28 protein-coding genes and 3 pseudogenes are annotated in these 25,199 nt (G+C 39.9%); 21 read left to right on the top strand and 10 right to left on the bottom strand.

Features of this window, described 5'->3' with window-relative positions; all coding sequences use genetic code 11:
- Position 1 precedes the first annotated feature (1 nt).
- From AC0L7Q_RS11410 to AC0L7Q_RS11400, 3 genes are read left to right on the top strand one after another with little or no spacing between them, the layout of a single operon-like run.
- Positions 2-736 (top strand): CheW domain-containing protein, encoded by a 735-nt coding sequence (locus AC0L7Q_RS11410; RefSeq protein WP_413402800.1) that lies wholly within the window; start codon positions 2-4, stop codon positions 734-736.
- 21 nt (positions 737-757) lie between these two features.
- On the top strand, positions 758-1,255 hold the full coding sequence (locus tag AC0L7Q_RS11405; RefSeq protein ID WP_413402798.1) for a chemotaxis protein CheW: 498 nt from the start codon (positions 758-760) through the stop codon (positions 1,253-1,255).
- An 18-nt stretch (positions 1,256-1,273) separates the two neighbouring features.
- The gene (locus AC0L7Q_RS11400) at positions 1,274-1,675 is read left to right on the top strand and encodes a DUF2802 domain-containing protein (protein WP_413402796.1); all 402 of its coding nucleotides are present in this window, start codon (positions 1,274-1,276) and stop codon (positions 1,673-1,675) included.
- Between the two features lie 26 nt (positions 1,676-1,701).
- On the opposite strand, the gene AC0L7Q_RS11395 is transcribed toward AC0L7Q_RS11400, so the two are convergent.
- The 3 genes and pseudogenes from AC0L7Q_RS11395 to AC0L7Q_RS11385 form a co-directional block, all read right to left on the bottom strand.
- Positions 1,702-2,010, bottom strand: coding sequence for an EscU/YscU/HrcU family type III secretion system export apparatus switch protein (locus tag AC0L7Q_RS11395; RefSeq protein WP_413402794.1), 309 nt, complete (start codon positions 2,008-2,010; stop codon positions 1,702-1,704).
- Between the two features lie 2 nt (positions 2,011-2,012).
- A pseudogene (fliK, locus tag AC0L7Q_RS11390) lies at positions 2,013-2,939 on the bottom strand (flagellar hook-length control protein FliK); the annotation flags it as partial.
- A 128-nt stretch (positions 2,940-3,067) separates the two neighbouring features.
- Positions 3,068-4,177 carry a hypothetical protein gene (locus AC0L7Q_RS11385; RefSeq protein WP_418157304.1) on the bottom strand — a complete coding sequence of 370 codons (1,110 nt, stop codon included), beginning with the start codon at positions 4,175-4,177 and terminating at the stop codon, positions 3,068-3,070.
- Positions 4,178-4,290: 113 nt separating this feature from the next.
- Between AC0L7Q_RS11385 and ccmA the strand changes: the two are divergent.
- The 10 genes and pseudogenes from ccmA to AC0L7Q_RS11335 all read left to right on the top strand — a co-directional run bounded on the left by ccmA (position 4,291) and on the right by AC0L7Q_RS11335 (position 12,005).
- Positions 4,291-4,910: pseudogene (ccmA, locus tag AC0L7Q_RS11380) on the top strand (cytochrome c biogenesis heme-transporting ATPase CcmA).
- Positions 4,910-5,596: a heme exporter protein CcmB gene (ccmB, locus tag AC0L7Q_RS11375; RefSeq protein ID WP_138605317.1), complete on the top strand. Its 687-nt coding sequence runs from the start codon at positions 4,910-4,912 to the stop codon at positions 5,594-5,596. The pseudogene ccmA and the gene ccmB overlap by 1 nt, the downstream one beginning before the upstream one ends.
- A gap of 1 nt (position 5,597) precedes the next feature.
- Positions 5,598-6,335, top strand: a complete 738-nt coding sequence (locus AC0L7Q_RS11370) for a heme ABC transporter permease (RefSeq protein WP_138605318.1) — start codon at positions 5,598-5,600, stop codon at positions 6,333-6,335.
- 2 nt (positions 6,336-6,337) lie between these two features.
- A complete protein-coding gene (gene ccmD / locus AC0L7Q_RS11365) occupies positions 6,338-6,541 on the top strand; it encodes a heme exporter protein CcmD (RefSeq protein WP_413402789.1) in 204 nt (67 codons plus the stop codon).
- Complete coding sequence (gene ccmE / locus AC0L7Q_RS11360; protein WP_138605319.1) at positions 6,538-7,017, top strand: cytochrome c maturation protein CcmE; 480 nt, start codon at positions 6,538-6,540, stop codon at positions 7,015-7,017. The genes ccmD and ccmE overlap by 4 nt, the downstream gene beginning before the upstream one ends.
- Before the next feature lies 1 nt (position 7,018).
- Entirely contained in the window at positions 7,019-8,980 is a 1,962-nt protein-coding gene (locus tag AC0L7Q_RS11355) for a heme lyase CcmF/NrfE family subunit (protein ID WP_413402787.1), read from the top strand.
- Positions 8,977-9,549, top strand: a complete 573-nt coding sequence (locus tag AC0L7Q_RS11350; protein WP_413402785.1) for a DsbE family thiol:disulfide interchange protein — start codon at positions 8,977-8,979, stop codon at positions 9,547-9,549. The genes AC0L7Q_RS11355 and AC0L7Q_RS11350 overlap by 4 nt, the downstream gene beginning before the upstream one ends.
- Positions 9,546-10,007, top strand: a complete 462-nt coding sequence (locus AC0L7Q_RS11345) for a cytochrome c-type biogenesis protein (RefSeq protein ID WP_413402783.1) — start codon at positions 9,546-9,548, stop codon at positions 10,005-10,007. Before AC0L7Q_RS11350 ends, AC0L7Q_RS11345 begins: the two co-directional genes overlap by 4 nt.
- Positions 10,008-11,264 carry a c-type cytochrome biogenesis protein CcmI gene (ccmI, locus tag AC0L7Q_RS11340; protein ID WP_413402781.1) on the top strand — a complete coding sequence of 419 codons (1,257 nt, stop codon included), beginning with the start codon at positions 10,008-10,010 and terminating at the stop codon, positions 11,262-11,264.
- Between the two features lie 9 nt (positions 11,265-11,273).
- On the top strand, positions 11,274-12,005 hold the full coding sequence (locus AC0L7Q_RS11335; RefSeq protein ID WP_413402779.1) for an MlaA family lipoprotein: 732 nt from the start codon (positions 11,274-11,276) through the stop codon (positions 12,003-12,005).
- 59 nt (positions 12,006-12,064) lie between these two features.
- On the opposite strand, the gene AC0L7Q_RS11330 is transcribed toward AC0L7Q_RS11335, so the two are convergent.
- Positions 12,065-13,288 (bottom strand): EAL and HDOD domain-containing protein, encoded by a 1,224-nt coding sequence (locus tag AC0L7Q_RS11330; RefSeq protein ID WP_138605325.1) that lies wholly within the window; start codon positions 13,286-13,288, stop codon positions 12,065-12,067.
- Positions 13,289-13,631: 343 nt separating this feature from the next.
- On the opposite strand from AC0L7Q_RS11330, the gene putP reads away from it, so the two are divergent.
- Positions 13,632-15,143 carry a sodium/proline symporter PutP gene (gene putP, locus AC0L7Q_RS11325; RefSeq protein ID WP_138605326.1) on the top strand — a complete coding sequence of 504 codons (1,512 nt, stop codon included), beginning with the start codon at positions 13,632-13,634 and terminating at the stop codon, positions 15,141-15,143.
- A 199-nt stretch (positions 15,144-15,342) separates the two neighbouring features.
- Here the strand turns inward: putP and AC0L7Q_RS11320 are convergent, their stop codons facing one another.
- A complete protein-coding gene (locus AC0L7Q_RS11320) occupies positions 15,343-15,642 on the bottom strand; it encodes a YebG family protein (RefSeq protein WP_409423604.1) in 300 nt (99 codons plus the stop codon).
- A gap of 286 nt (positions 15,643-15,928) precedes the next feature.
- On the opposite strand from AC0L7Q_RS11320, the gene AC0L7Q_RS11315 reads away from it, so the two are divergent.
- Positions 15,929-16,222 carry a ComEA family DNA-binding protein gene (locus tag AC0L7Q_RS11315; RefSeq protein ID WP_409423603.1) on the top strand — a complete coding sequence of 98 codons (294 nt, stop codon included), beginning with the start codon at positions 15,929-15,931 and terminating at the stop codon, positions 16,220-16,222.
- 12 nt (positions 16,223-16,234) lie between these two features.
- Here AC0L7Q_RS11315 and AC0L7Q_RS11310 read toward each other — a convergent pair.
- Both AC0L7Q_RS11310 and dsbB read right to left on the bottom strand, forming a co-directional pair.
- Positions 16,235-16,528: pseudogene (locus AC0L7Q_RS11310) on the bottom strand (hypothetical protein); the annotation flags it as partial.
- Positions 16,529-16,537: 9 nt separating this feature from the next.
- Positions 16,538-17,056, bottom strand: coding sequence for a disulfide bond formation protein DsbB (gene dsbB / locus AC0L7Q_RS11305; protein WP_413402774.1), 519 nt, complete (start codon positions 17,054-17,056; stop codon positions 16,538-16,540).
- Positions 17,057-17,423: 367 nt separating this feature from the next.
- Here dsbB and fadR point away from each other — a divergent pair, with 367 nt between their 5' ends.
- From fadR to AC0L7Q_RS11285, 4 genes are all read left to right on the top strand, one after another.
- On the top strand, positions 17,424-18,137 hold the full coding sequence (gene fadR, locus AC0L7Q_RS11300; protein WP_138605332.1) for a fatty acid metabolism transcriptional regulator FadR: 714 nt from the start codon (positions 17,424-17,426) through the stop codon (positions 18,135-18,137).
- A gap of 232 nt (positions 18,138-18,369) precedes the next feature.
- Positions 18,370-18,975, top strand: a complete 606-nt coding sequence (locus tag AC0L7Q_RS11295; protein WP_008109095.1) for a peroxiredoxin — start codon at positions 18,370-18,372, stop codon at positions 18,973-18,975.
- Between the two features lie 84 nt (positions 18,976-19,059).
- Positions 19,060-19,560, top strand: coding sequence for a transposase (locus AC0L7Q_RS11290; RefSeq protein WP_409423191.1), 501 nt, complete (start codon positions 19,060-19,062; stop codon positions 19,558-19,560).
- Positions 19,557-20,402: an IS3 family transposase gene (locus AC0L7Q_RS11285; protein ID WP_409425569.1), complete on the top strand. Its 846-nt coding sequence runs from the start codon at positions 19,557-19,559 to the stop codon at positions 20,400-20,402. Before AC0L7Q_RS11290 ends, AC0L7Q_RS11285 begins: the two co-directional genes overlap by 4 nt.
- A gap of 57 nt (positions 20,403-20,459) precedes the next feature.
- Here the strand turns inward: AC0L7Q_RS11285 and AC0L7Q_RS11280 are convergent, their stop codons facing one another.
- Together AC0L7Q_RS11280 and smpB are read right to left on the bottom strand one after the other, a co-directional pair.
- Positions 20,460-23,054, bottom strand: a complete 2,595-nt coding sequence (locus AC0L7Q_RS11280; protein ID WP_413402771.1) for a TonB-dependent receptor — start codon at positions 23,052-23,054, stop codon at positions 20,460-20,462.
- Positions 23,055-23,345: 291 nt separating this feature from the next.
- Entirely contained in the window at positions 23,346-23,825 is a 480-nt protein-coding gene (gene smpB / locus AC0L7Q_RS11275) for an SsrA-binding protein SmpB (protein ID WP_008109102.1), read from the bottom strand.
- Between the two features lie 147 nt (positions 23,826-23,972).
- Here smpB and AC0L7Q_RS11270 point away from each other — a divergent pair, with 147 nt between their 5' ends.
- Positions 23,973-24,413 carry a type II toxin-antitoxin system RatA family toxin gene (locus AC0L7Q_RS11270; RefSeq protein WP_413402769.1) on the top strand — a complete coding sequence of 147 codons (441 nt, stop codon included), beginning with the start codon at positions 23,973-23,975 and terminating at the stop codon, positions 24,411-24,413.
- Complete coding sequence (locus AC0L7Q_RS11265; protein ID WP_008109106.1) at positions 24,410-24,733, top strand: RnfH family protein; 324 nt, start codon at positions 24,410-24,412, stop codon at positions 24,731-24,733. Before AC0L7Q_RS11270 ends, AC0L7Q_RS11265 begins: the two co-directional genes overlap by 4 nt.
- A 53-nt stretch (positions 24,734-24,786) precedes the next feature.
- On the opposite strand, the gene AC0L7Q_RS11260 is transcribed toward AC0L7Q_RS11265, so the two are convergent.
- A complete protein-coding gene (locus tag AC0L7Q_RS11260; protein WP_138605338.1) occupies positions 24,787-25,146 on the bottom strand; it encodes an outer membrane protein assembly factor BamE in 360 nt (119 codons plus the stop codon).
- Between the last annotated feature and the right edge of the window lie 53 nt (positions 25,147-25,199).

The following is a 25,199-nucleotide window of genomic DNA, read 5'->3' as shown; positions in this document are numbered from 1 at the left end:
AATGAGTAAGCAATTATTTGCTAATGAAAAAGTAGTCACTCAGTATTTAGGGGCGTTATTATCTGATGACGTACCAGCGAAAGACCTTGAGCCTGTTGCTAAATTGCTTGAGCAGGTAGCGTATGAAGAGCAAAAAGAGCAATCACTTCAGGTTGAATCGGTAGTTGAGCCGGTTGTTGAGGTTGAAAAACGCCATGAGCAGGTAACGAATGTAGAAATAGATTCTCACCAAGTGCAGCAGCTTGAAACTGAACATGATGTAGCATTTGGTAATGAAGCAGAATACTTTGATGGTGAATTCCAAGCATTATTTTTTGAAGTAGCAGGACTCACCTTAGCAGTGCCATTAAAAGCATTAGGCGGCATTCATGAGCTTGGAGAGGTGAATCATTTATTTGGTAAACCTAAATGGTTTAAAGGTGTCATGATCAACCGAGAAGAAAAGCTCAATGTTGTTGATACTGCACGCTGGGTTATGCCTGAAAAGTATGATGAGCAGTTAGAGGCATCTTTAAATTATCAATATCTAATCACTTTAGGTGATAGCCAGTGGGGTTTATTAGCAGAAAAACTAATAAATAACATTACATTGAGTAAAGAAGATGTAAAATGGCGTACAAATGACAGTAAGCGCCCATGGCTTGCTGGAGTAATTAAAGAAAAAATGTGTGCTTTAATAGATGTTAATAATTTAAATGCACTATTAGAGAAGGGCTTAGATAGCCGTCACAAGTAATGACCATTACGAGGTAAGAGCATGAGTGAAGATAAATTACTGTCAGCTAAAAAAAGTGCAGATAATAATGATGAAATTTTACAGTGGGTTACGTTTAAGCTAGAAGATGAAACTTATGGCGTAAATGTAATGCAAGTGCAAGAAATACTACGTTACACCGAAATTGCTCCTGTTCCAGGTGCGCCTTCTTATGTAATTGGTATTATTAACTTACGTGGTAATGTTGTTACCGTTATTGATACTCGCTCTCGCTTTGGGTTACCTGATATTGAAGCGACCGACAATTCACGTATTTTGATTATTGAAGCTGAAGAACAAGTAATTGGTATTTTAGCCGATAGCGTGTCTGAGGTCGTGTATTTACGTAGCTCAGAAATTGATAGCGCACCAAACGTGGGTACTGAAGAAAGTGCTAAATTTATTCAAGGTGTGTGTAACCGCGATAATGAGCTACTTATTCTGGTTGATTTAAATAAACTACTTAGTGATGACGAATGGGATGAGTTAAGCGATATATAAGCTTCTCTACATAAAATTATGTTATTACTTGGTATTGCAATTGCGGGTTTGGCATTTGGGCTATTCTCGCTGCTGTTGATTGTGATGTTTAAAAAGCGTTATGCGAATGAGCTTGATGCGCAACTACAGCAGTTTAAAGATTCATCAGAGCAGATTAATATTTTACGTAGCGAAGTTTCTGAGTTACGAACTGGGTTAATGAGTATTGGTAAACGAGTGCTTGAGGTAGAACAACAAAACCAAGAGCTGATACAGCAACAAGCTGCTCAAAAATACGATGATCCAGATGCTAAAATATACTCTCGAGCGGTAAAAATGGTCGAGCTAGGTGCCGATTTAGATGAGGTTATTCGCGAGTGTGAACTACCTCGCGCCGAAGCAGAGCTGTTATTTTCTTTACACAAACAAAAAGGCGCTTAGCGCCTTTTTGTTTTTATCATAAAGGGTTACGCTTTTATATTGAGCTTTCCTTGAAAGTCTTGCCATCCGGGTGGAAATTTCCCTCTTACTACATATGAAAAAGCAATAAGCTCAGCAATAACAAAGTAAAGCTCTTTAGGGATCTCTTCGCCGAGCTCTAATTTCGACAACGTATTTGCAAGTGCTTCATCTTGATGGATTAAAATACCTTTATCTTTAGCTTGGGCAATAATTTCATCTGCCAGCTCGCCAAATCCTTTAGCACTAACGGTGGGTGAGTTACCTGCCTCGTAGAGTAGCCCAATTGCTGAATTGCTTTTAAATGAATCCGTCATGACTAAACCTTAATATTTATAATGGCATGGGATTGGTAAAATGCTTGATGGCTGTCATCTGCTCGTTTTAAATTCAGGTCGCCCACTTGCAAGCCTTGTTTTGCCAATTTTGAGCGTAAATTATCAAGGTGTGGATGAGCCAACGCGCTTACAGCTTGAGTGGACGCTAATAACTGACAATCTAATGCTTTATCCATTAGCTCTGCGGTTATTTGTAGTTTACCTAGTTCTGCATAATCAAAATTTAACCTTACAAACCACACGTTTTTATCCGCTAATTTGCCGTTGTTTGGCTTTTTATATTGCCCTAGAGATATTTCTGTTTGCGCCGCTTCAGGGGGCAGTTTCATGGGTAATAAAAATTGCACCAAGGAGTTAGTGTCAGGTTGTTGGCTCAAAACGGGAGCTTGCACTTGGCTCAAGGTGCTTTTGATTTGTGTTAACTCGCCAGCTAATGCTTGTACTTGTGGTTGCTGTAATTGCTCTAATAGCTTATTGGTACTATTACCGACTTTAAAGGTGGGTAATAAAACTTGAAGCAGGGCTTCTAAACCGGTTTGATTATTGATGCTAACCGCTGTTGGGTTATGGTTAATAATCGGTGCAGCTAAAATGCTTAATGAAAGCTGTTCTACACCACGATTAAAGGAACTCTGCAAAGTCTCACTGGCTAGTTGTGTCGGCTTTATGGTGCTGAGTATTTCACGTTGTATGGTGGTCGGATGTAAATTATTCTCTGACAATATACGGTTAAAAGCCTGATTAACTAAGCGGTTTAAGTCAGTACCCTGATCCGCCGCCTTAGCAACGATAGTGTTTAGTTGGCTGCTTAAAACATGTTTGCTAATTTCTTTTTGCTCAATTGGAGCGGTTACACTTTGTTTTAACACGGTTGCCAATAATAGCTTTTCCAGCGGTTGTAAATGATTAACGGCTGTTAAGGTGCTATTAGCTGTTTGTGCTGATTGGGTAATAACAGGGTGTAAGTCTACGGGTGTTGGTAACGCTCGCTGTTGCCATAGAGAGATACTGGTTTTTAGCTGCTGGGTTAGTTGCACTAAAGGGGGGCAGTTCCTAAAGGGCTTTTTAATTGCGTAATGTCTATTTTTTGCGTTGGCGCGAGCCATTGTTGCTGTTCATTAACATCAATGTTTGGTTTTTGAGATGCGTTTAATACAGTGGTAAATGGCTTGCTTTCAAAATGTTTTACCGCATCTAAAATACGCGTTTTAAAATCAGCAAAGCTGCTTTTTAGCCATGATTGAATAGGGCTATTAACGGCACTAAGTGGGTGAAGTTTAATTTTTTGCGAATCGATAGCAATTTGCGGTTGCTGTGAAAGCATCTTATTAAATGGTTTACTAAATGAGTTTTTAAGTTTCACGGTTATATTTTGATAAGCGGTTTTAATTAATAGTTTATCTGCTTGGCTGGTAATCGTTACCTTAGTCGGGGTTATGGGAAGCTCAGATAACTGTTGATGACTTAAGTTAATATTTAACGAGCCTGCTACGGTATTTGGATTTAACACCGCAAATTTGGGCGTAGCATGAAGCTGAGCATGACCTAAATTGTTAGCAACTAATTGTGTTAGTTTTGCTTGGCTTAAAGGTTGAGAATGCACAAGGTCAGCAAAACGATTAATAATATTTAGTCGTGTACCTTTGCTATCAGTCTCAATTATACCTTTTAATGAGGGCTCTTGCGCTAATAATTGCGCTACTTGTTTATTAATGGCGATGCTGGCATTAAATTTTTCAATCACCAGTTTTGGCGTTTGCTTTAAAGTAACTTGTATCGATAGCGGGTTGTTTTGAATATCACTTTGAGTGTTTATAAAGTTTAAAAACCGCTGTAACTGTTCTGGTTGTTTAATTGATAAGGTGCTGTTGTTAGGAATAATGGTTAAGCTTTTACCATCTGCACTTAGCTGTATATTAGCGCTTGCTATTTTTTCAACATTTGTCGGTGCATCATTAACAGTGAGCCGAATTGTTTGCCAATGCTTATTCATAAATACATCAAGCGTAACTGAATCTTTAGAAAACTGAATGTTTTTTGCCGCTAGTACTTCAGGCGGCAGTATTGGTAACGCAGATTGACCTGAATTGTTCGTTTGATTACTAACCTGTGGGTTAGTCACTGTAATGTGCGTTGGTGTGTTCATTATTTTATATCAAGTTTTCTTTATTTTAAGTAAATCGGTTCTAAAGCAATATTCGTATTACCCTACCATTATGGTAGACTTACCGCTAATTTTTGGCAGAGAGAATCGTCATCTTGTTACACATTAAGTCCGTTACTTGTATCAAGCAAGAGCGTTGTTTGTTTGATGAACTTAATTTTAGCCTTAAAAGCGGTCAAATCATGCAGTTAGCTGGTCCTAATGGGGCTGGCAAAACATCATTATTGCGCATCATTGCCGGTTTTTCGCTGCCTGATGAAGGTGATATTTTATACCTTAATCAATCTATCAAAAAATATTATGACGAATACGCCAGAGATTTATTATTTATAGGCCACAAAACCGGAGTTAACGTACAACTTAGTGCACTTGAAAATGTAGCACATTGGTTGGCAATTAATGGTTATGTTAATACACCTGATTTATATCCTTTGTTGAGTAAGTTAGGTTTGGTAGGGCTGGAAGATGTGCCCGTAAGAACATTATCGGCGGGTCAACAAAGACGAGTAGCTTTGGTTAGATTATGGTTATCTGAAGCTAAGTTATGGATTTTAGATGAACCTTTTACAGCGCTCGACAAAAGTGGCGTTGCTTTTTTACAGCAACGTTTTACTGAGCACTTATCAAAGGGGGCGCTATTTTGTTAACAACACACCAAGACCTAACCACCCACTTTAGTGACCTACAGACCTTGACTTTGGAGTACCGCCACTAATGACAAGACAGCACTCATATTGGCAGTTATTTGTCGCGGTATTTAGCAAAGACGTTAAGCTCGCTTTTCGTCAGCGCGCTGAAATAGTTAATCCTATCTTGTTTTTTTTAATTGTTATCTCGTTATTCCCATTAGCAATAGGGCCAGAACCTGGGTTGTTATCAAGAATGGCACCGGGCATTATTTGGGTTGCGGCTTTATTATCAACCATGCTTGGGCTCGATAAGTTATTTAGAGATGACTATAACGATGGCTCATTAGAACAACTCATTGCTTCCTCTTACCCTTTATCATTAACCGTGCTAGGTAAAGTTGCGGCTCATTGGGTGATCACCGGCTTACCGTTGGTCTTTATGACTCCTTTATTTGCTTTATTACTAAATTTAGAAACAACGGCCTTAATGGCCACGTTATTAACGCTATTACTAGGAACCCCTTTATTAAGCTTTATTGGCGCAATAGGGGCGGGTTTGACTGTGGGATTACAAAAAGGCGGCATTTTAATGAGCTTATTAGTGTTGCCTTTGTATATTCCAGTTTTAATTTTTGCAACTTCCGCTATTGATACCAGCACTATGTCGCTGGATTACAGTGGTCAGCTTGCAATCCTTGGTGCTATGTTAGTCGTTGCGATTATCAGTGCACCAATTGCCATATCATCAGCATTAAAAGTGAGTGTAAGTTAATATGTGGAAGTGGTTACATCCGTATGCGAAAGCAGAGCGAGCATATCAATTATGCAATACTCTACTGCCATATTTTGCAGTAGTAACGGTCGTTAGTATGATTGTTGGTTGGATTTGGGGGTTAGGTTTTGCCCCTGCCGATTACCAACAAAAAGACAGTTATCGTATTATTTTTATTCACGTGCCCTCCGCTATTTTATCTATGGGCGCATATTCATCAATGGCGATTGCAGCCATTGTTGCGTTGGTATGGCAATTACGTAATGCAGAACTTGCGGTAATTGCAATCGCGCCTGTTGGCGCGTGTATGACTGCAATAGCCTTAATTACCGGTGCCGCATGGGGTAAACCAATGTGGGGTGCTTGGTGGGTATGGGATGCACGACTGACTTCTGAACTTATTTTATTATTTTTATACTTAGGGGTGTTGTCTTTGTACCATGCCTTTGAAGATAAAAAGTCAGCAGGTCGCGCCGCGTCAATTTTAGCCATAGTAGGGGTGATCAACCTACCTATAATTCACTTTTCTGTAGAATGGTGGAATACTCTGCATCAAGGAGCAAGCATCACTAAATTTAACCGCGATGCGGTTGATCCAAGTATGTTTTGGCCGTTAATGATTAACATTTTAGCCTTTGCCGCGTTTGTCGGTACTGTGACTTTAATTCGTCTTAAAAATGAAATTTTACACCGTGAAAAGCACCGCCCATGGGTGCGACAGTTGTTAACTAAGGGGTAATTATGCAGTTTGACTCGTTTTCAGATTTTATTGCAATGGGAGGCTATGGTTTTTATGTATGGCTTTCTTTTGGTACATGTGCATTGATTTTATTAGGTATTTTATTTAGCTCGTTACGCGACAAAAAACGAATTTTAGCGTCCGTTGAGCAGCAAATTGCACGTGAAACTCGAATTAAAAATTCTAAGCAGGAGCAAACCTCGTGAACCCTAGACGTAAAAAACGCCTTTTGGTTATTATCGCCGTACTCTTTGGTATTGGTGGATCAATTGGTTTAGTGTTGTACGCCTTACAAGAAAATATTAATTTGTTTTACACCCCCAGCGAATTAATTGATGGTAAAGGTCCCGATAAAGAAAAGCCGTTTGTAGGTCAAAAGCTGAGAATTGGCGGTATGGTAGTACCAGGGTCTGTGATCAGAAATGAACAAAGCTTAAAAGTAAGTTTTAAGCTGATTGATACAGGCCCATTGGTAACGGTACGTTATCAAGGTATTTTGCCTGATTTGTTTCGTGAAGGACAAGGGATTGTTGCGCAAGGTGTGTTAGTAGAGCCTAACGTGATTGAAGCATTTGAAGTGTTGGCTAAGCATGATGAAGAATATATGCCGGCAGAAGTTGCTGAGGCAGTAAAAGGCATTAAGCACGAAAAGCCAAAATATAACTTAGATAGTGGGAGCTGATATGATCCCCGAAATTGGTTATTTTTCTTTAACATTGGCCATGGTGCTCAGTGTGCTGTTGTGTATTTTTCCACTTTGGGGAGCACACACAGGTAACCTTCGTTTGATGCGCGCAGCGCCATCATTAGCGATTGGTCAATTTGCATTTGTTGCTTTGTCGTTCGCTGTTCTTATTTACGCCAGCCTCACCGATGATTTTACCGTGTCTTACGTTGCTTATCATTCAAGTAGCACTTTACCTTGGTATTATAAAATCACCTCTACATGGGGCGGTCATGAAGGCGCTATTTTACTGTGGTTATTAATGCAAGCAGGGTGGACAGCCGTGGTCGCCATGCGTTCTAAGTCACTTCCTTGGGTGCTTCGTGCTCGCGTATTAGGTGTGCTTGGCTTTTTAGGTGTTGGCTTTATGATGTACACCTTACTGCTTTCAAGTCCGTTTGAGCGTTTACTGCCCTATTTCCCAGTTGAAGGGCGAGATTTAAACCCATTATTACAAGACCCAGGCATGATCATTCATCCACCATTACTTTATATGGGATATGTGGGGCTTTCTGTGGCTTTCTCCTTTGCTATTGCTGCGCTATTAACCGGTAAGCTCGATAATACTTGGGCTAAGTGGTCACGCCCATGGACGATGACAGCATGGGGCTTCTTAACCTTAGGTATTACTATAGGCAGTTGGTGGGCTTATGCAGAACTTGGCTGGGGTGGCTGGTGGTTCTGGGATCCAGTTGAGAACGCATCACTGATGCCATGGTTAGTGGCAACGGCTTTATTACACTCTTTAACTGTGACTGAAAAGCGCGGTGTATTTAAATCATGGACCGTATTATTAGCAATTGCTGCTTTTTCATTAAGTTTACTGGGCACTTTTATTGTTCGTTCAGGGATTATTGTTTCGGTGCACGCCTTTGCAACCGATCCAGATCGTGGACTATTTATTCTTGCTTTCTTAGCCATTGTTGTTGGCGGCGGCTTAGCGCTTTACGGCTTGCGTGTTTCACAAGTTAAAAGTGAGGGACGTTATAAGTTTGTCTCTCGTGAAGTAGCACTTTGGCTAAATAACATTTTCTTAGTGGTTGCCACCTTAATTGTACTATTAGGTACTTTATTACCTATGGTGCACAAAGAAATGGGCTTAGGCAGCATTTCTATTGGCGAACCTTTCTTTAATAAAATGTTTGCAATTCTACTGGTGCCATTTGCGATTTTAATGGGCATAGGGCCATTTTTGCGCTGGAAGCAAAATAAATGGGCATTTTTACAAAACAAAATATTTGTTGGCGCACTAGCCAGTGTTGTTATTACCTGTGCTTGGCTGTTTAGCAGTTATGAAGTGGTTACGCCACTCACTCTGTTAGCGACTACATTGGGTGTATGGATATTTATAGCCACCTTTATCGACCTTTACACCAAGGCCGCAGTTCATGGAACAATTAAACTTGGCATCAAACGCTTAGGTTTAAGTTATTGGGCTATGGTGCTTGGTCATGTTGGTTTAGCCTTTGTTATTGCCGGTATTACGCTTACCTCTGCGTATTCAGTTGAGCGCGATGTAGCCATGAAGCCAGGTGATAGCGTACAGCTTAATCAGTATCAATACCGTTTTGAAGGCGTGAAGACAATTCGTGGTGCAAACTATAGCGGTCATGCGGGTGTGGTAACAGTACTAAAAGAAGACACAACAATTGCGCGTCTTTATGCAGAAAAGCGCCGATACGACATTGGTATGCAGTTTATGACTGAAGCTGCAATAGATGCTGGGTTTACTCGCGATTTATATCTCGCCCTTGGCGAGCAATTAAGTGAAGGAGCATGGTCATTACGTATTTACCACAAGCCGTTTGTGCGTTGGATGTGGATTGGTGGCATTCTGATCTCACTCGCTGGGTTTGTGATTTTATTTGATAAGCGTTATCGCGCTACACCCCGTAAAGATGAATTAGAGGGGGCATTATGAATCGTAAATTGATGGCAATAGTCCCTTTATTAATTTTCATCTTTATTTGTGTGTTTTTATATCAAGGGTTGTTTGCTAACCCTCGGGAAATACAAACAGGACGTATTGGTCAAACCGTACCGACATTTAACTTGCCTGATTTAATGCAAGATAATAAACGTTGGACTGATGAGCAGTTAAAAGGTGACGTGTATTTATTAAACGTGTGGGGCACATGGTGCCCAACGTGTCTGGCTGAGCTTGATTATTTAACTAAGCTTCGCGAACAAGGCATTAAAATTATCGGTTTGTATTATGTGCAAAGCTACGATGCCGACTTTGATGGCCCGTTTGATATGCAAGCTCTGCGTGACGATGTGAGTAATATGCTTGCGCGCGCAGGTAACCCTTATCAGTTTAATATTTTAGATTTAGAGCGCTCTTTGGCGTTAGATTTGGGGGTGTCTGGAGCACCAGAAACATTTTTAGTTGATAAAAATGGTACTATTTTGTTACACCACACCGGTGATATAAACCCTCGAGTTTGGCGCGCTAAATTTGCGCCTCTTATGCAGGAGCTGCAGCCATGAGATTGTTTTTATTAACCCTTAGCTTATTTGTTAGTTTAGCTGCGTTTGCTCAACAAGACCGTTATCAATTTGATAGCAACGAGCAAGCGGTTCGTTTTGAAGAGCTAACTAAAGAATTACGTTGTCCCAAATGTCAAAATCAAAATATTGCTGATTCAGACGCCGTAGTTGCAAAAGACTTACGCGATCGCGTATTGGCGTTAGTAAAAGATGGTAAAAGCAAAGACGAAGTCATTGATTATATGATTGACCGCTATGGCTACTTTGTTCATTACGATCCACCAGTAACGCCGGCTACGTTAATTCTGTGGGTGTTGCCAGTACTCATTGTAATAATAGGCTTTGGCTTTATTGTTATTCGCCAGCGTAAAGCGTCGGTAAAACAAACGTGGAGTGACACTGATGAAGTGATGCTCAATAAGTTGATTAAACAAAATAAACGTCAGGAGCAAAGTTAAATGATTTTAATGTGGGCGTCTTTTGCTTTACTCACACTCATTGCATTGCTGTTTATTATTGTGCCTTTTTTAAAAAAAGAGCGCGTAGTAACCATTACTCATAACGCTAATGCTGAGCTTATCAGCATTTATGAGCAGCGTTTAGTTGAACTGCAGGCTGATTTAGACAACCAACGCATAGACTCGCAAAACCACAGCGAGGCAATTGTTGAGCTAAAACGCCGTTTGCTAAATGAATTATCACCAGAAAAGTCACTCAATAGTCGTGGTGATAATCGTATATTTGCTTTAACAGGGGCGGCGTTTTTAATTGCGTTAGCGGGTATATTTTATGCAATGACAGGCAGCCAGCAACAAATAGCGGCTTGGCATGATGCAATGGACAACTTGGCCGATTATGGCCAACGCGCTGTAATGCAAAAAGGTGAGCCGTTAACTAAAAATGAACTGCAAGCGTTTGCATTGGCACTGCGTACTAAGTTAAGCCAAAGCGGTGACGATGAAGTGGCTTGGATGCTGTTAGGGCGTGTGGCTATAATGCTTAATGAGTTTGACATGGCAAAACAGTCATTTGATAAAGCATTGTCAATGAACCCTGATAATATGCAAGCCTTGGTGAGCTACTCGCAGGTATTATTACTTGAGGGCAGTGATGAGAATATGACTCGCGCAGCGGGTATGCTTTCTAAAGTACTGCAAGCACAGCCAAATAACCTCGATGCGATTTCGTTACTTGCGCTGATTGCTTTTGAGAGAAAGGATTGGATGCAGGCAAAAGCGGCGTTTGAAGTACTTCTTGCAAGTATGGACGAGTCAGATACGCGTTATGCTATGATTTCAAAGCGCATTAGTGAAATTGATGGCCAAATAGCTAAGCAAAGTGAGCTAAACAGTCGCGACCAGCAAGTTGTACAGGGTATTCAGGTTACGGTTAAGATTGACGAGCAACTCGAAGAGAAACAGCCCAGTAACGGTATTTTGTTTGTGTTTGCTAAAGCTTCTGAAGGTTCACCAATGCCTTTAGCCGTTGTTAAGCTGACTGACTATAGCTTTCCAATCACGGTTGGGCTGAGCGATGAGAACGCTATGATGGCGGGGCTAAACTTATCTAGTGCTAATGAAATTGTTATTTCTGCGCGTATTTCTAATGATGATTCAGTGATGCCAAGTACCGGTGAGCTGGAAGGCCATTCTGAAGTACTAAACCGTAAAGATGTGCGCCAAGTGCAGCTTAATATTGATACATTAATACCTTAAGGATTTGAGATGTTAAAACAAGGCTTACTTTTATTATGTTTACTCACCTTGTCGGGATGTGCTCAAGTGCCCGAGAGTAAATATGATGAGCGCGATCCCTTACAAAACGTAAACAGACCCATTTATGACTTTAATATGGATGTACTCGATACCTACATATTAAGGCCAGCTGCTGTGGGTTACATAACCGTCACACCGCAGCCAGTTCGTCGTAGTATTGTGCATTTTACCGATAATATTACCGCACCCGTTGATATTATAAATGCCGGCCTGCAAGGAAAACCAAGCAGTGCCGGAATTAATTTTGCGCGTTTTTTAGTGAATTCAACCGTGGGTGTATTTGGTATTTTTGATGTAGCCAGTTCACTTGGACTTGAGGTAAACGATGAAGACTTTGGCCAAACGCTAGGTGTGTGGGGAGTGGGTGATGGTGCTTACTTGATGATCCCAGCAATGGGGCCATCTACCGCACGTAACTTAACCGGTGATGTTGTTGATAACCTTGTATTGCCTGAAATAGCACTGACCACGCCACAAACCATTTTAGTGTTTGCACTAAAAGCGGTTGAAGCGCGTGCGTCTTTAATGGCTCAGGAAGGATTATTAAATGATTCGTTAGATCCCTACTTATTTATTAAAGACATTTATTTTCAGCGTCAATTATACGAGTTATTTGACGGTAACCCGCCAATAAAAGAAGAGCCTGAAGATTTTGATGAGGATTTCTTAGAAAGCCTTTAATAAAAAATAAAAACGCCAGCAAATGCTGGCGTTTTTGTTGTTTATTAGTAATAACCCATTTAGCTATCAATCATCACCTGCATTTGCTCACTAACCCAATTGAGAGCTTCGTGGTATGCATCAGGCACTTCATCACCTAAGTTTAGTTGCTGAGCTTTGTCATTCGCAGCTTGCCAATCACCTTGCTCATACAGAGTCACTAAACTTAAGTATTCGGCAAGTAGCCCTTCATTTTTTAATAGCGCTGTTTTTATCTCATTAGATAGAGGTAGTTTAAGCATTACGCTGTCCATTTCTTCATCTAATATCGCATCCATAAGCGACATCATGCCAGTTAAGAACGCCATGCCTGTGTCTTTCAGTTTGCCATGTGAAATAGCTAACAACTCACAAAAACGCGCCCGCGTTAACGACAGTCTAATAAGCTCTAATGGCTTATCGGCAGAGACTTGTGCTGCAAACAATAAAGAGAGCAGCTTTTTTATTTCAGCAGCGCCTAATACAATTAGTGCTTGTTTTATAGTGCTTATTTCAGAGCGGCGGGTAAATGCTGCTGAGTTTGAATAGCGCAGAAGTTTATATGATAAGTTAACATCACGCTCAAATACATCGGTGATTTTTTTAAGATCCATTTCTACACTGGATGTTTCATAGAGCAGTTCAGCCAGTGCCATGCCTGATGGCGGTAAGGCTTTACTTTGCACCATCTCAGGTTTTGAAAAGAAAAAGCCTTGAAAGTACTCAAAGCCCAGTTCAAAAGCTTGGTTGTAAAGCTCGTAGGTTTCAACTTTTTCTGCAAGTAATTTAATATGAGGGTAAGGTTTTAAGTCCTCGATGAGCGCTTTAACGATTTCTATATCGCACTTTAAAAAATCAATTTTAATGATATCAATAAATGGATAAAAGTGGCGCCAAACAGGTTGGTGCGCGTAGTCATCTAGAGCGAGTGTATACCCTTTTTCTTTGAGATCTTTAACTATTGCGAGCAGGCGTTTTCCTGGCTGAACGGTTTCTAATATTTCAATAACTACCCCGTCTTTATTTAATAGCGTAGGGTAGCCTTTTAATAAGGTGTCTAGGGTAAAGTTAATATAAGCGGGTTTATTATCGGTTAAATCTTCAAGGCCAAAATTAAACTGACTGCCTTCAATTAGGCGAGACGTCGCTTCGTCGCCGTCAATATTTGGAAATACGTTATCTACCCCATCACGAAATAAAAGCTCGTAGCCAATTAGCTCCTTATTGCGATCTAAAATAGGTTGGCGAGCAGCGTAAAAATACATATAAGATTCCGTAACGGTAGAAATTAATTAACATTGTAATAATATATTGGAAAACATTCAAAATAGCATCGGTAAAATGAATTTTATTAATAAAATATCATGGCTTAGGTAATTTTAATTAATCTAAACTTATTGTTTTTACTCTATTCGTTTTAAAAACAAGCGAATGGATGGTTTTTTATCTACTTAAATTAGCGGGTTGGAGTTATTAGCGATTACCGTGTTATAGTTGAGTAGAAAGCTTTTATTCCAATACTGTCTTAATTATAAGATTTCAAGAGTCATTATTTGGATTACAAGCCTGTTATTACTTTTTTAAGTGGAGGCGAATTTGGAAACAGGAATGATTATTTCACTGGCATTATACTTTATTGTAATGCTAGGAATAGGACTATACGCATATAAGCAATCTACCAGTGATATTTCAGGGTATATGCTAGGTGGTCGTAATTTAGCCCCCAGTGTAGCTGCCCTATCGGCTGGTGCATCAGATATGAGTGGTTGGTTATTAATGGGTTTACCTGGCGCAATGTATTTATTTGGATTGAGTAAGGTTTGGATTGCAATTGGTTTAGTATTAGGTGCATGGGCAAACTACTTTTTAGTAGCACCAAGACTGCGCGTTTATACTGAAAAAGCCAATGACTCCATTACTATCCCTGATTTCTTTGCAAACCGTTTTGATGACAACAAAAATATCCTACGTGTTATCTCTGCAATAGTAATTATTGTTTTCTTTACCTTATATACTTCATCGGGAGTTGTCGCCGGTGGTAAGTTATTTGAAAACTCATTTCAAATGAGTTACGAAATGGGCTTATACATCACCACGGGTGTAGTAGTGGTATATACTTTGTTTGGTGGTTTTTTAGCGGTTAGCCTTACAGATTTTGTGCAAGGCTGTATCATGTTTATTTCGTTGTTGGCAGTGCCAATTGCCACTTACATGATGCTTGACCAACCCTTTATGGATACCTTAGCAAATGCAAACTATCAGCAGTTACTAAGCTCGCCTAAAGCAAGCGAAATTCATTCTTTAAGTATGCTTGACTGGTTTGCGGGCGGTTCTACTATTGCTATTATTTCTGCAATGGCGTGGGGCTTAGGTTACTTTGGTCAGCCGCATATTATTGTTCGCTTTATGTCTATTCGCTCAGTAAAAGAAATGCCAACCATGCGTCGTATTGGTATGTCTTGGATGACGCTATCCGCTATTGGTGCGGTATTTACCGGGCTATTTGGCGCAGCATTCATGATTGAAAACCAAATGCCGATTGCCGATAAAGAAACAATTTTCTTAGTATTGGCTGAATTAATTTTCCATCCGTTAATTGCCGGTTTCCTACTAGCGGCTATTTTAGCTGCGATTATGAGTACTATCTCATCGCAATTATTGGTGTGTTCAAGTTCTTTAACTGAGGACTTTTATAAGATTTACTTAAATCGTAATGCTTCGCAAACTGAGCTGGTATTAGTAGGGCGTATTAGCGTGATACTGGTTGCGTTATTTGCAATCTACTTAGCGTATGACCGCAATAGTTCAATACTAGATTTAGTAAGTAATGCATGGGCTGGTTTTGGTGCTGCATTCGGTCCACTGGTATTGTTTAGCCTTTACTGGAAGCGTATGAACTTAAAAGGGGCTATCAGTGGTATGGTTGTAGGTGCACTAACGGTGCTTGTGTGGATTTATGCGCCTATTACTATTAATGGTGAGAGTTTGAGTAGCGTGATCTATGAAATCGTCCCTGGCTTTATTTTAGCAAGTATTGCGATTGTGGTAGGAAGCCTTATGACAGCTGAACCGAAAAAGGAAATTACTGATCTGTTTGATGAAGTTGAATCGTCATTATAAGTGATTAGTTAACCTAAGTTTTGGTTTAAAAAAATGCCAACCAGTTTAACTGGTTGGCATTTTTATTGGCTGACTTTTAACATTAGCAAATAGTGATGATTTACTCGCTTTTAGCTATCATTATTTAAAGGCATAAAAAAACTGAATTCGAATACCGAATTCAGTTTTTTTAATAATTACTATTAGGTTTTTAAAAGTACTAACTTGCAGCTTTATCTTTTATATCTGCAACGTTATCTGACTTTGTTCTTTTAGCTTTTGCAGGTACTTCTTTAGTCCCCTTAAGTACCGCCATAAAGTCGTCTTTACTTTTCGCAATCTCAAGTGCAAGCGACTCAACTTGTTGTTCACTTAGCGGCACATCTACTTTTTCAAGCATTAGTTCTAGTGACTCGGCGATATCGAGCATTTTGTCATAGGCATCAGCTTCTTTTTTAGTAGTAAACGTCATGCGCTCGACTCCGTTTCGTTCTACAACATATTTAACAACAACAGCCATGATTTCTCCTGCTTACTTACGTGGCAATATGATTATTATAAATCATTAGATTACTGTTTTTATATACAGTACAAGCTTGTGCGTCTTTTTGCAAGCTTTAGCCTTAGTTTATCTGCAGCTTAGTTGACAATAAAGGTCAATTCTACTTTATTTATTAAGTCACTTTATAACGCGTTGTAGTAAAGGAGTCGCAAGGAGTGATTGTTACTGTTAGTACTTATTACCTTAAAAGTACTGGGTGTAAATAATCAACGAATGTTCATGTAGGAACACAAAAGGAAATAGTATGAAATTAGTTAAAATAATCTCGTTAGCAGCCGCTTTATGTTTATTACCTATGGGTACCACTTTTGCGCAAAGCGATATGCTATCAGAGCAGATGCAATCAGCCATGGTTAATATTAATAGTGCTGACTTAAAGCAATTAATTAAGTTACCAGGTGTTGGTAAGAAAAAAGCACAGGCAATTATCGATTACAGGAACGCTAATGGTGATTTTGCATCACTTGAAGAGCTTGCCAAAGTAAAAGGGGTGGGTAAAAAAATGTTAGCCAAACTCGATGGTAAAGTGGCGTTTTAACTTAAAAGGGCGCTATGCGCCCTGATCAAACTGTTTTAATGCTGCACCAAGGTGCTTTTTAGCAAAGTTAATATCTACTGGTGCTGTTAATAGCGGATAGCTCAACCCAGCAACAATCAAAAAGGGCACTAGTAACCAACCTTCAAACAAAGTGAATATTAAAAAAAATGGGCTCAATAGCATCAGCTTCACTATGCGTATGAACACCCTATCACTGGGTGAGAGCATGCTTAAAGAGATAGCAATAACAGTTTGTCGTTGACGAACTTTTAAATGCTTAAGCTCATCAACTTGGCTTGAAAAAAAGTAAACATATTAAAGTGACTTTTTAGTAATTAATCGACTGGCCACTAATATAGTTAGTGTGGCGGTAAAGAGTACAAAAATAATTTCCATCCATGCTGGCATACTTAAACCAGCAAATTGCCAATCTATATTTCCGCAGTCACCTGTCGCTTCAAAAAACTGCGGTATCCAGTGATGTAACGGCATAAATTCTGGAAAGTTTGGCTCAAATTCACAGCTAAATGCGAATGGGTCTGTGGTTGTTTGCATTTCAATGTGCTCGCGGGCTATTAGTAACCCCCATACACTTGAAATCCCCCAAACAGCATAAGCGACAATACGTACTATGAGGTTGTTTGGTTTACTGGCTCCAATCATACCCGCAAAAAGTAGGCCTAATACTGCGGTGCGCTGGTATATGCACATAATGCATGGCGCTAACCCCATGTTGTATTGAAAGAAAAGTGCAGTAACTTCAAGCAGAAAAACAATCCCACTGAATAATAACCAAGGTGTACGCTGAGTACTTAGATTAGCAAGCCAGTTCATAACAATTCCGTATTTAAATAAGGGCTTAGATTATGACTTAGGATAAACAGCGGGGCAAGTAAAAGGAAAAAGCGAGGAGCTATGAAAGCTTTTTGCACCTCAAAGTTAGGGATGCTCTGTTGCATGACTTTCCCCAGAGCCATCAAGTTAATCCAGTTCATGAATAGGTAAGAGCTAGTCAAAGTGTCTCGTATGAATAATAGGTGGGCATTCATATTGTGTTTAATTTCTACCAGTAAAGTTACCCTTTTAATCACATACCTAGGTAATTTAACTTACTTTACTTGTTAGTTGTGACTTGTCTGGTACAATCAGTCAGTTAATCGTATGTAGCGATGTAATGTGAATTAATTCGAGTAGGAATTGAATGAGAATTTTTAAAGCGAAAAGCCCAGCAGGATTTGCTGAGGAATACATAGTAGAGTCAATCTGGAATGGTGATTTCCCTCCAGGTTCAATTCTGCCAGCTGAGCGTGAACTCTCAGAGTTAATTGGTGTTACTAGAACCACATTGCGTGAAGTGTTACAACGATTAGCAAGAGACGGTTGGTTAACAATACAACATGGTAAACCTACTCGCGTAAATAATTTTTGGGAAACGTCAGGATTAAATATTCTTGAAACACTGGCCCGTTTAGACGAAGACAAAATGCCAGAGTTGACCGATCAGTTACTTTCAGCACGCACCAACATCAGCGCAATTTACACCCGCGCAGCAATAAAGCTTGCACCAGAGCGTGTTATTGAAATTTTATCGCAAAGTGATGAACTAGAAGACAGTGCGCAAGCATTTGCTGATTATGACTATAAAGTGCACCATGAGTTAGCTGTTGCTGGTAACAATCGTATTTATGTGCTTATTCTTAATGGTTTCAAAGGCTTTTATTCTAAGATTGGTTGTCATTACTTTTCAGATCCTCGCACTCGTGAGCTTGCACGTCAATTCTATAAAGATCTCACTAAGCTTGCTGAGAATAAAGAGCACGATGGTGCGATATCCATGATGCGTAAGTATGGTCATCAAACCGGTGAAATATGGCAACATATTCGCGGTGATATGCCTAGCGACATTATGGATTAGAAAAAAACCTGCTTTAAGCAGGTTTTTTTATGAACAATAGTCCGTGTATTTATCAAGCGTTCGCTATTTTAGAACGGCGCTATCTATAAATACGATTGTTAATTTATTTTTGATAGCCATAGAATAATGATTAATTAGATATGGTGCTATTGTAATTTAAAAATTAGTGCCCATATTACTATCAGTATTGCGTAAGCAATTGACAATAAACTCAAAATATTTGGAGAATAAAATGGGTGTATTAGTAGGCCGCCAGGCACCAGACTTTACCGCTGCAGCTGTTCTAGGTAACGGTGAGATTGTAGATAGCTATAACCTTCACGAAAAAATCAAAGGTAAAAAAGCAGTAATCTTTTTCTACCCACTAGATTTCACTTTTGTATGTCCTTCTGAGCTTATTGCTTTTGATAAGCGTTATGCAGAATTCCAAAAACGTGGTGTAGAAGTAATTGGTGTTTCTATCGATTCACAATTTTCACACAACGCATGGCGTAACACGGCTGTAGCAGACGGCGGTATTGGTAAAGTTCAATACGCACTAGTTGCAGACGTTAAACACGAAATCTGTAAAGCATACGACGTTGAGCACCCAGAAGCGGGCGTTGCATTTCGTGGTTCTTTCCTAATCGACGAAGAAGGTAACGTACGTCACCAAGTAGTGAACGATTTACCACTTGGTCGTAACATCGACGAAATGATCCGTATGGTTGATGCACTAGCATTCCACAGCGAGCACGGTGAAGTATGTCCTGCTGGTTGGACTGAAGGTAAAAAAGGAATGGATGCAAGCCCTGAAGGCGTCGCTAAATTCTTATCTGAAAACGAAGGCGAGCTATAATTTAGCCCTTTAGTTTAAGATAAAAAAACCGCCATATGAAGTGACCCCCAATAGTTGGACATTCCAATTACTGGGGGTCTTTTTATGTCCAAACATCACCGAGCTTTCAAGCTCAAAATAGCTGAACTCGCTTTGTCTGAAAGCTCTTCGGCGGTAAGTAACAGATTTAATGTTACAGATAGGCAGGTCCGATATTGGACCGCTATTTATCGAATTCATGGCGCTGAAAGCTTCAGGTCTGTTCACAAACCTTATTCTCTAGCATTTAAGGCTGAAGTGTTAAAAACGATGACAGCAAACAGTTGGTCACTCGGTTATACCAGTGCTTTCTTCGATTTATCGTCCCCAGGCATTCTTTTTCAATGGCAAAAGCTTTATGCTCGTGATGGTATATCACGTCTTAAACCACAGAGAAAAGGTAAGCCATTCATGACAAATAATTCTTCTTCATCAAAACTAGTAGAGCAAATGACTGAGGAGGAGTTACGAGAAGAACTAGCATACTTACGAGCTGAGAATGATGTGCTAAAAAAGTTAGAAGCCTTGGCTCAAGCCAGAAAGAAAAAAGCAAAGACAAAACGATAGTCGTCGAAGAGTTCAAGGCAAAGCATAGCTTACGACACCTTTTAAAGGCTATAGGGCTGCCAAAGAGTGTTTACTATTATCATCGCACTACTTGTAAGCAACCCTGTGCAAGCAATGATTTACTGGTAAAAATACGTGATATTTATCACGCGCATAAAGGGCGATATGGCTATCGCAGAATTACGAGTGCCCTGAGAGCAATGGGAGTACTTGTTAATCATAAGCGCGTTCAACGGTTGATGAATGAGTTAGGACTCAAGTCAAAAGTAAGGCCTAAGCGCTATAAATCCTATAAAGGTGAAGTGGGTAAAATCGCAGAAAATACGCTTAACCGCGAGTTTACTGCGCAGAAGCCAAATCAAAAATGGGTGACGGATGTGACGGAGTTTAAAGTGGATAATGAGAAGGTATATCTATCGCCTATGATTGACCTATTCAACCAAGAGGTAATCAGTTACGAAGTCAGAAAATCCGTTGCACTCCCTTTGGTAACTGACATGCTTAAAACAGCAACTGCTAGGTTGAAGCCAAATGAAAAGCCAGTTGTACACTCAGATCAAGGGTGGCAATATCAAAACAAACAATATCAAAATCACCTTAAGGAAAAAGGATTGCAACAAAGTATGTCTAGAAAAGGAAATTGTTTAGATAATGCGGTTGCTGAGAACTTCTTCGGCATATTGAAGAGCGAGATGTACCACAACGAAACGTTTAAAGACGTGAATGATCTTATTGAAAACATTAAAGAATATATCCACTATTACAACAATGAGCGTATTAAACTGAAACTAAAAGGCCTGAGTCCGATACAGTATCGAAATCAGGCCTTGGCAGCCGCTTAGAAATGAGTCCAACTTTATGGGGTCACTTCAATATTGGCGGTTTTTTATTGCTTTTAATTAGAACGAAAAGCTCACTTTAGTGTAAATGTAACGACCGCGAGGGTTGTGTACACCCGATGCGTAACCATACAGATCTGAATCACCGTCACCAATTGCAAATGGTGGCTCTTCATCAAATAAGTTATTAACACCTAGCGATATTTTTGCAGACTCAGTAATACGGTATGATGTTTGTAAATCAACCAATACTTGAGAATCAACAGTACGCGATGTATTACTATCGAAGTCTAAGTTGCCATCGAAATCGATATCCGGCGTATCTTCAAACTCACCCACGTAGCTAATGTTCATGTTCGTGTTGAATTGACCTATTTCCCAGTTTGTTGAGAAAATCCAACGGTGCTCTGGGTAGCCATATTCACCAGTGTAATCGCGGCCGTCTTTTTCAAATTTATCTTGGTAAGCCCATTCTAAATTGAATTTTAGTAAGCCTAACTCATCCAGTGAATGGTTGTAGTTTGCTGAAATATCAACGCCAGAAACTTCTTGTGATGATACATTTTCAAAAGTACTGAATATCTTTTGAATAGTTCCTAGGCTGTCAGTACCTGATGGTGGTAAGCGTACACATACCGTACTATTTTGGTTATTACACTCTGAGTTGTAAATTGGACCAAACTCTTGCTCATCAATTTTATTATCTTGAGTGATACTCCACACATCAACACTTAAACCAAAGTCAGTTGTGGGTGCCCAAATAAAGCCGACGTTCCAAGATTCAGATTCTTCAGCTTCTAAATCTGGGTTACCGGCAAATTCAATGTTGTAATCTAGCGGATCACAATCTTTACCTGTTGCATCACAGCGATAGTTATCAATAAAGAACTGACTCTCTTGAGATGGCCCTAAACCTACTTGTGCAAGTGAAGGTGCTCTAAAGCCTTGCGCCCAAGAACCGCGAACCGTGATTTCATCAGTAGGTGCCCAGCGTAAAGCGACTTTAGGGTTTGTCGTAGTGCCAAAGTCACTGTAATCATCGTAACGGCCCGCAAGTTGTAGCTCTAAGTTTTCCGCAAGTGGAATTGAAAACTCTATATAGGCAGCGTATTGGTCGCGCTCTGCGGCAGCTGAAACTGACTCGGTACCAAAGATTAACCCTCGTTGAAATTGATCATCTGGCGTATCAGTTACGTCTTCTTCGCGGTATTCAATACCGGCCGCCATCATGACAACATCATCACCAAAGTTAAATGCTTCACCTGAAATGTTAGCATCGAACGACGTCATATGAGACTCACCTTGGCGAACCAAGCTCGTTGTGATTCTGTCAACAACAGCCGGATCGTTGTAAGTGCCGCCAAATGGGTTGTAGTTACCTGCGTCAATCTCTTGTTGTAAAAAGTCGGTGCGAACCCAACCTTGTGAACGATCCCCTGTTTGTAATGACTTGCTACGCCCTTTTTGTACCGCTGTTTCCCAGTTCCAGTCGTTAATTTCACCTTTTAAACCAGCAACAAAACGTAATGTGTCTGATTCGATATCCCATTGACGCGCGCCTGCATCCACTGTTCTGTAACGACCAATTTCTATATCTTGACCAAATGGGTTATTTGGATGATTCCCAGGTACGGTTAAACCCGCATCTTCATCAAGTGGCGTTGGTGCGCCAGCTGCAACTGAGCTGTTATGTTGTACAGCCATTTCTAAAAAGCCGGTGATGCCATTGTCAAAGCGGTATTCAAATTGTGAAATTGCGCCTACACGTTCTGATGCAGGGGCAATATAGCCGAATGGACCATAGTCAAATAAGCAACTACCACTTGATGTTGCATTTTCAGCAGGACACGAAGGATCGATTGTTTTAACGCCATCTACGTAAAAGTAGCCAGGAAAGCCACGTGATGAACGAAAGTCTTGGCCGCCATAAGGAGATTGATTAGCAGTACCTAAGCGTCCCATTTCGTCTGATGATAAAGAGGTGTTTTTAAAGTAATCAATAATAACGGACGCACTACTTTTTGCACTCGTTGTACCCCAAACAATGCTAGCCGTAGTTTCTTCATAGTTAGGGCCATCTGTGCCGCCGTAACCTAAATTAACTTCAATCCCGTCGATGTCTTTTTTCAAGATAACGTTCACAACACCTGCTACAGCATCTGAGCCATAGATTGCTGATGCGCCATCTTTTAGAATATCAATACGTTCGATTGCTGAAACAGGAATGCTGTTTATGTCAACAAATGAGTTGGTGATCCCTTCAGCAAATGCGCTTATAGCAACACGACGACCATTAATAAGTACCAACGTAGCATCAGCCCCTAAACCACGAAGGCTGACGGCAGCTGAACCATTAGCGGTTGAGTCTTGGTTATTGCCACGGGTTGAAAAAGTACCATTACCTGCAACAGGCATTCTTTCAAGAAGCTGTTGTAGGTTGTCATAACCCATGTTTTCGATGTCTTCTTTATTAATGGATTGTACTGGCGATGGGCCTTCGATATCGGAACGTTTGATACGAGAGCCTGTTACTTGAATACGTTCTACTTTTTCTGCAGTCTGCTGTGCAGCGTAAGTTGTTGTACTAAAACCTGCTGACAATGCGATAGTAGCACCGATGATTAAGCTCGGTGTAAATGCAATTGATTGCTTCATCCTTAAGTCCTTGTTGATATGTTATAATTTACTTGTTTTTACAAGCCGAATTATTAATACCATGTAACTTAACTGTTATCAATTGACTGCAAAGATGATTTTATTATCGGCACGAATATGTACTGATTTTTTCAATAATGAAAAACAATGGGATACTCGCTATCTGGTGCGGGAGAGTGCTTTGGTCATTATTAAAAAATAAATCACTGAGCGACTTTAATTTGTAATAATTTGTATTTTCTTAAAAGTTTAATCAAAAAAAACGCCTAACATGATGTTAGGCGTTTTTATTTAAACTTTGTGTTTCATTAAACGTTCTTTTTCACGGGACCAATCTTTATTTTTACCATCTTCACGTTTGTCATGCATTTTCTTACCTTTAGCTAAATGGAATTCAAGCTTCACCCAGCATTTTTTCCAATACATAGCAGTGGCAACTAATGAATAACCATCACGCTCAGTTGCACCAACTAAGCGGTCGAGTTCACGCCTGCTTAGTAGTAATTTACGGTAACGTAGCGGGTCACAGATAACATGGGTTGATGCACTATTCAAAGGCTGAATGGTGCTACCTAATAAAAATGCTTCACCGTTTTTTAGATGAATGTAAGTTTCAGAGATATTTACCTTACCTGCTCGGATACTTTTTACTTCCCAGCCTTGGAGTTCAACACCTGCTTCAAACTTGTCGTGTAAAAAATACTCGTGTCGCGCTTTTTTGTTTAGCGCGATGGTATTACTTGTCGATTTTGATGAATTTTTCTTAGCCATAGTGCCCTATAATATACGTTATACAAGATGTTTTACATCGATTTTTTAAATTATACATGCAAAAGCGAAGGATTAATTTAAGCGCGATGAAAGTTTGGGGAAACGCACAAAGCTTGCTAAAATTCCTGCACACAGTTGGGAGTGAGTATGCCACAAATAGAAAAAAGCGCGCTGGTTATGTACAGCACTAAAGAGATGTTTGATCTAGTCAATGATGTAGAAGCCTATTCACAGTTTTTACCTAATTGTTCAGACTCAAAAATTATTAAGCAGCATGATAATAACATGACCGCTAGTTTAGAAATATCCAAAGCCGGTATAAAAAAATGGTTTACCACTGAAAATACGCTAATTGATGAGCAAACAGTGATGCTTCGCTTGGTTGATGGCCCTTTTAAAACCCTACAAGGTCGTTGGCACTTTCAGCAATTAGATGCGCAGGCGTGTAAGGTTAATTTACAGTTAGAGTTCGAGTTTTCAAGTAAGCTAATAGAGCTAGCGTTTGGTAAAGTTTTTAATGATGTGGCTAAAAACATGGTGAGTGCATTTACTCAACGTGCAAAAACCGTGTATGGAGAACGTGCATGATCAATATTGAAGTTGTGTTCGCGTTACCCACTAAGGCAACCACGTTAAATATAGAAGTGCTGCAAGGTACAACGGCTGAGCAAGCAGTAATACAGTCAGGGATTATTAAAAAGTGCCCTGAGATTGATGCAACCGATTTAACTTTAGGTGTATGGAACAGAACGGTAAAGCTTAATCATGAGCTTAAAGATGGCGACAGAATTGAAATTTACCGCCCATTAATTGCCGACCCTAAAGATGCTCGCAGAAAACGTGCTGAAAAAGCCAAAGAAGAGGGCCGTGCTAATAAAGTCACTGGTGGCCGGCCGTTAGATCGTTAGACACAAAAAAGGTGAGCCATGCTCACCTTTTTTAACAACACTTTAATAGCTTCTTATTGCTCTAAAGGTGTTGTAAAGTTTTCTGGTTGCTCATAGTCGCCCGATACCGTAACTAGCTTCTCATTTTCAAAGTTTAATACTAATGATTTATATTGTTCATTAGCACGTCCTTTATTAAAGCTGTATACATAACGCCAAGTATTTTTATCGAAGGCGTCTTCGGCAATGGGTCTGCCTAGTACGTATAGTACTTGTTCGCGAGTCATATTAACGCGAAGCTTATCAACGTCTGATTGTTCTAAAAAGTTACCCTGAGGGATGTTGATTCTGTATACCCAGCTAGAACAACCTGCGGCTGAACTAAGTGTTAAAGCGACGATAAGCCAAAGAGACAAAGTTTTTAACGACTGCATTGTTAGTTGTGATCCTTATTTTTTATAATCTGCATGATACCGATTAGTTACTC

Source organism: Pseudoalteromonas sp. KJ63-1 (assembly GCF_055808145.1).
The sequence above is the reverse complement of the archived record's forward strand: the minus strand, read 5'-3'. Positions and strand labels throughout refer to the sequence as shown.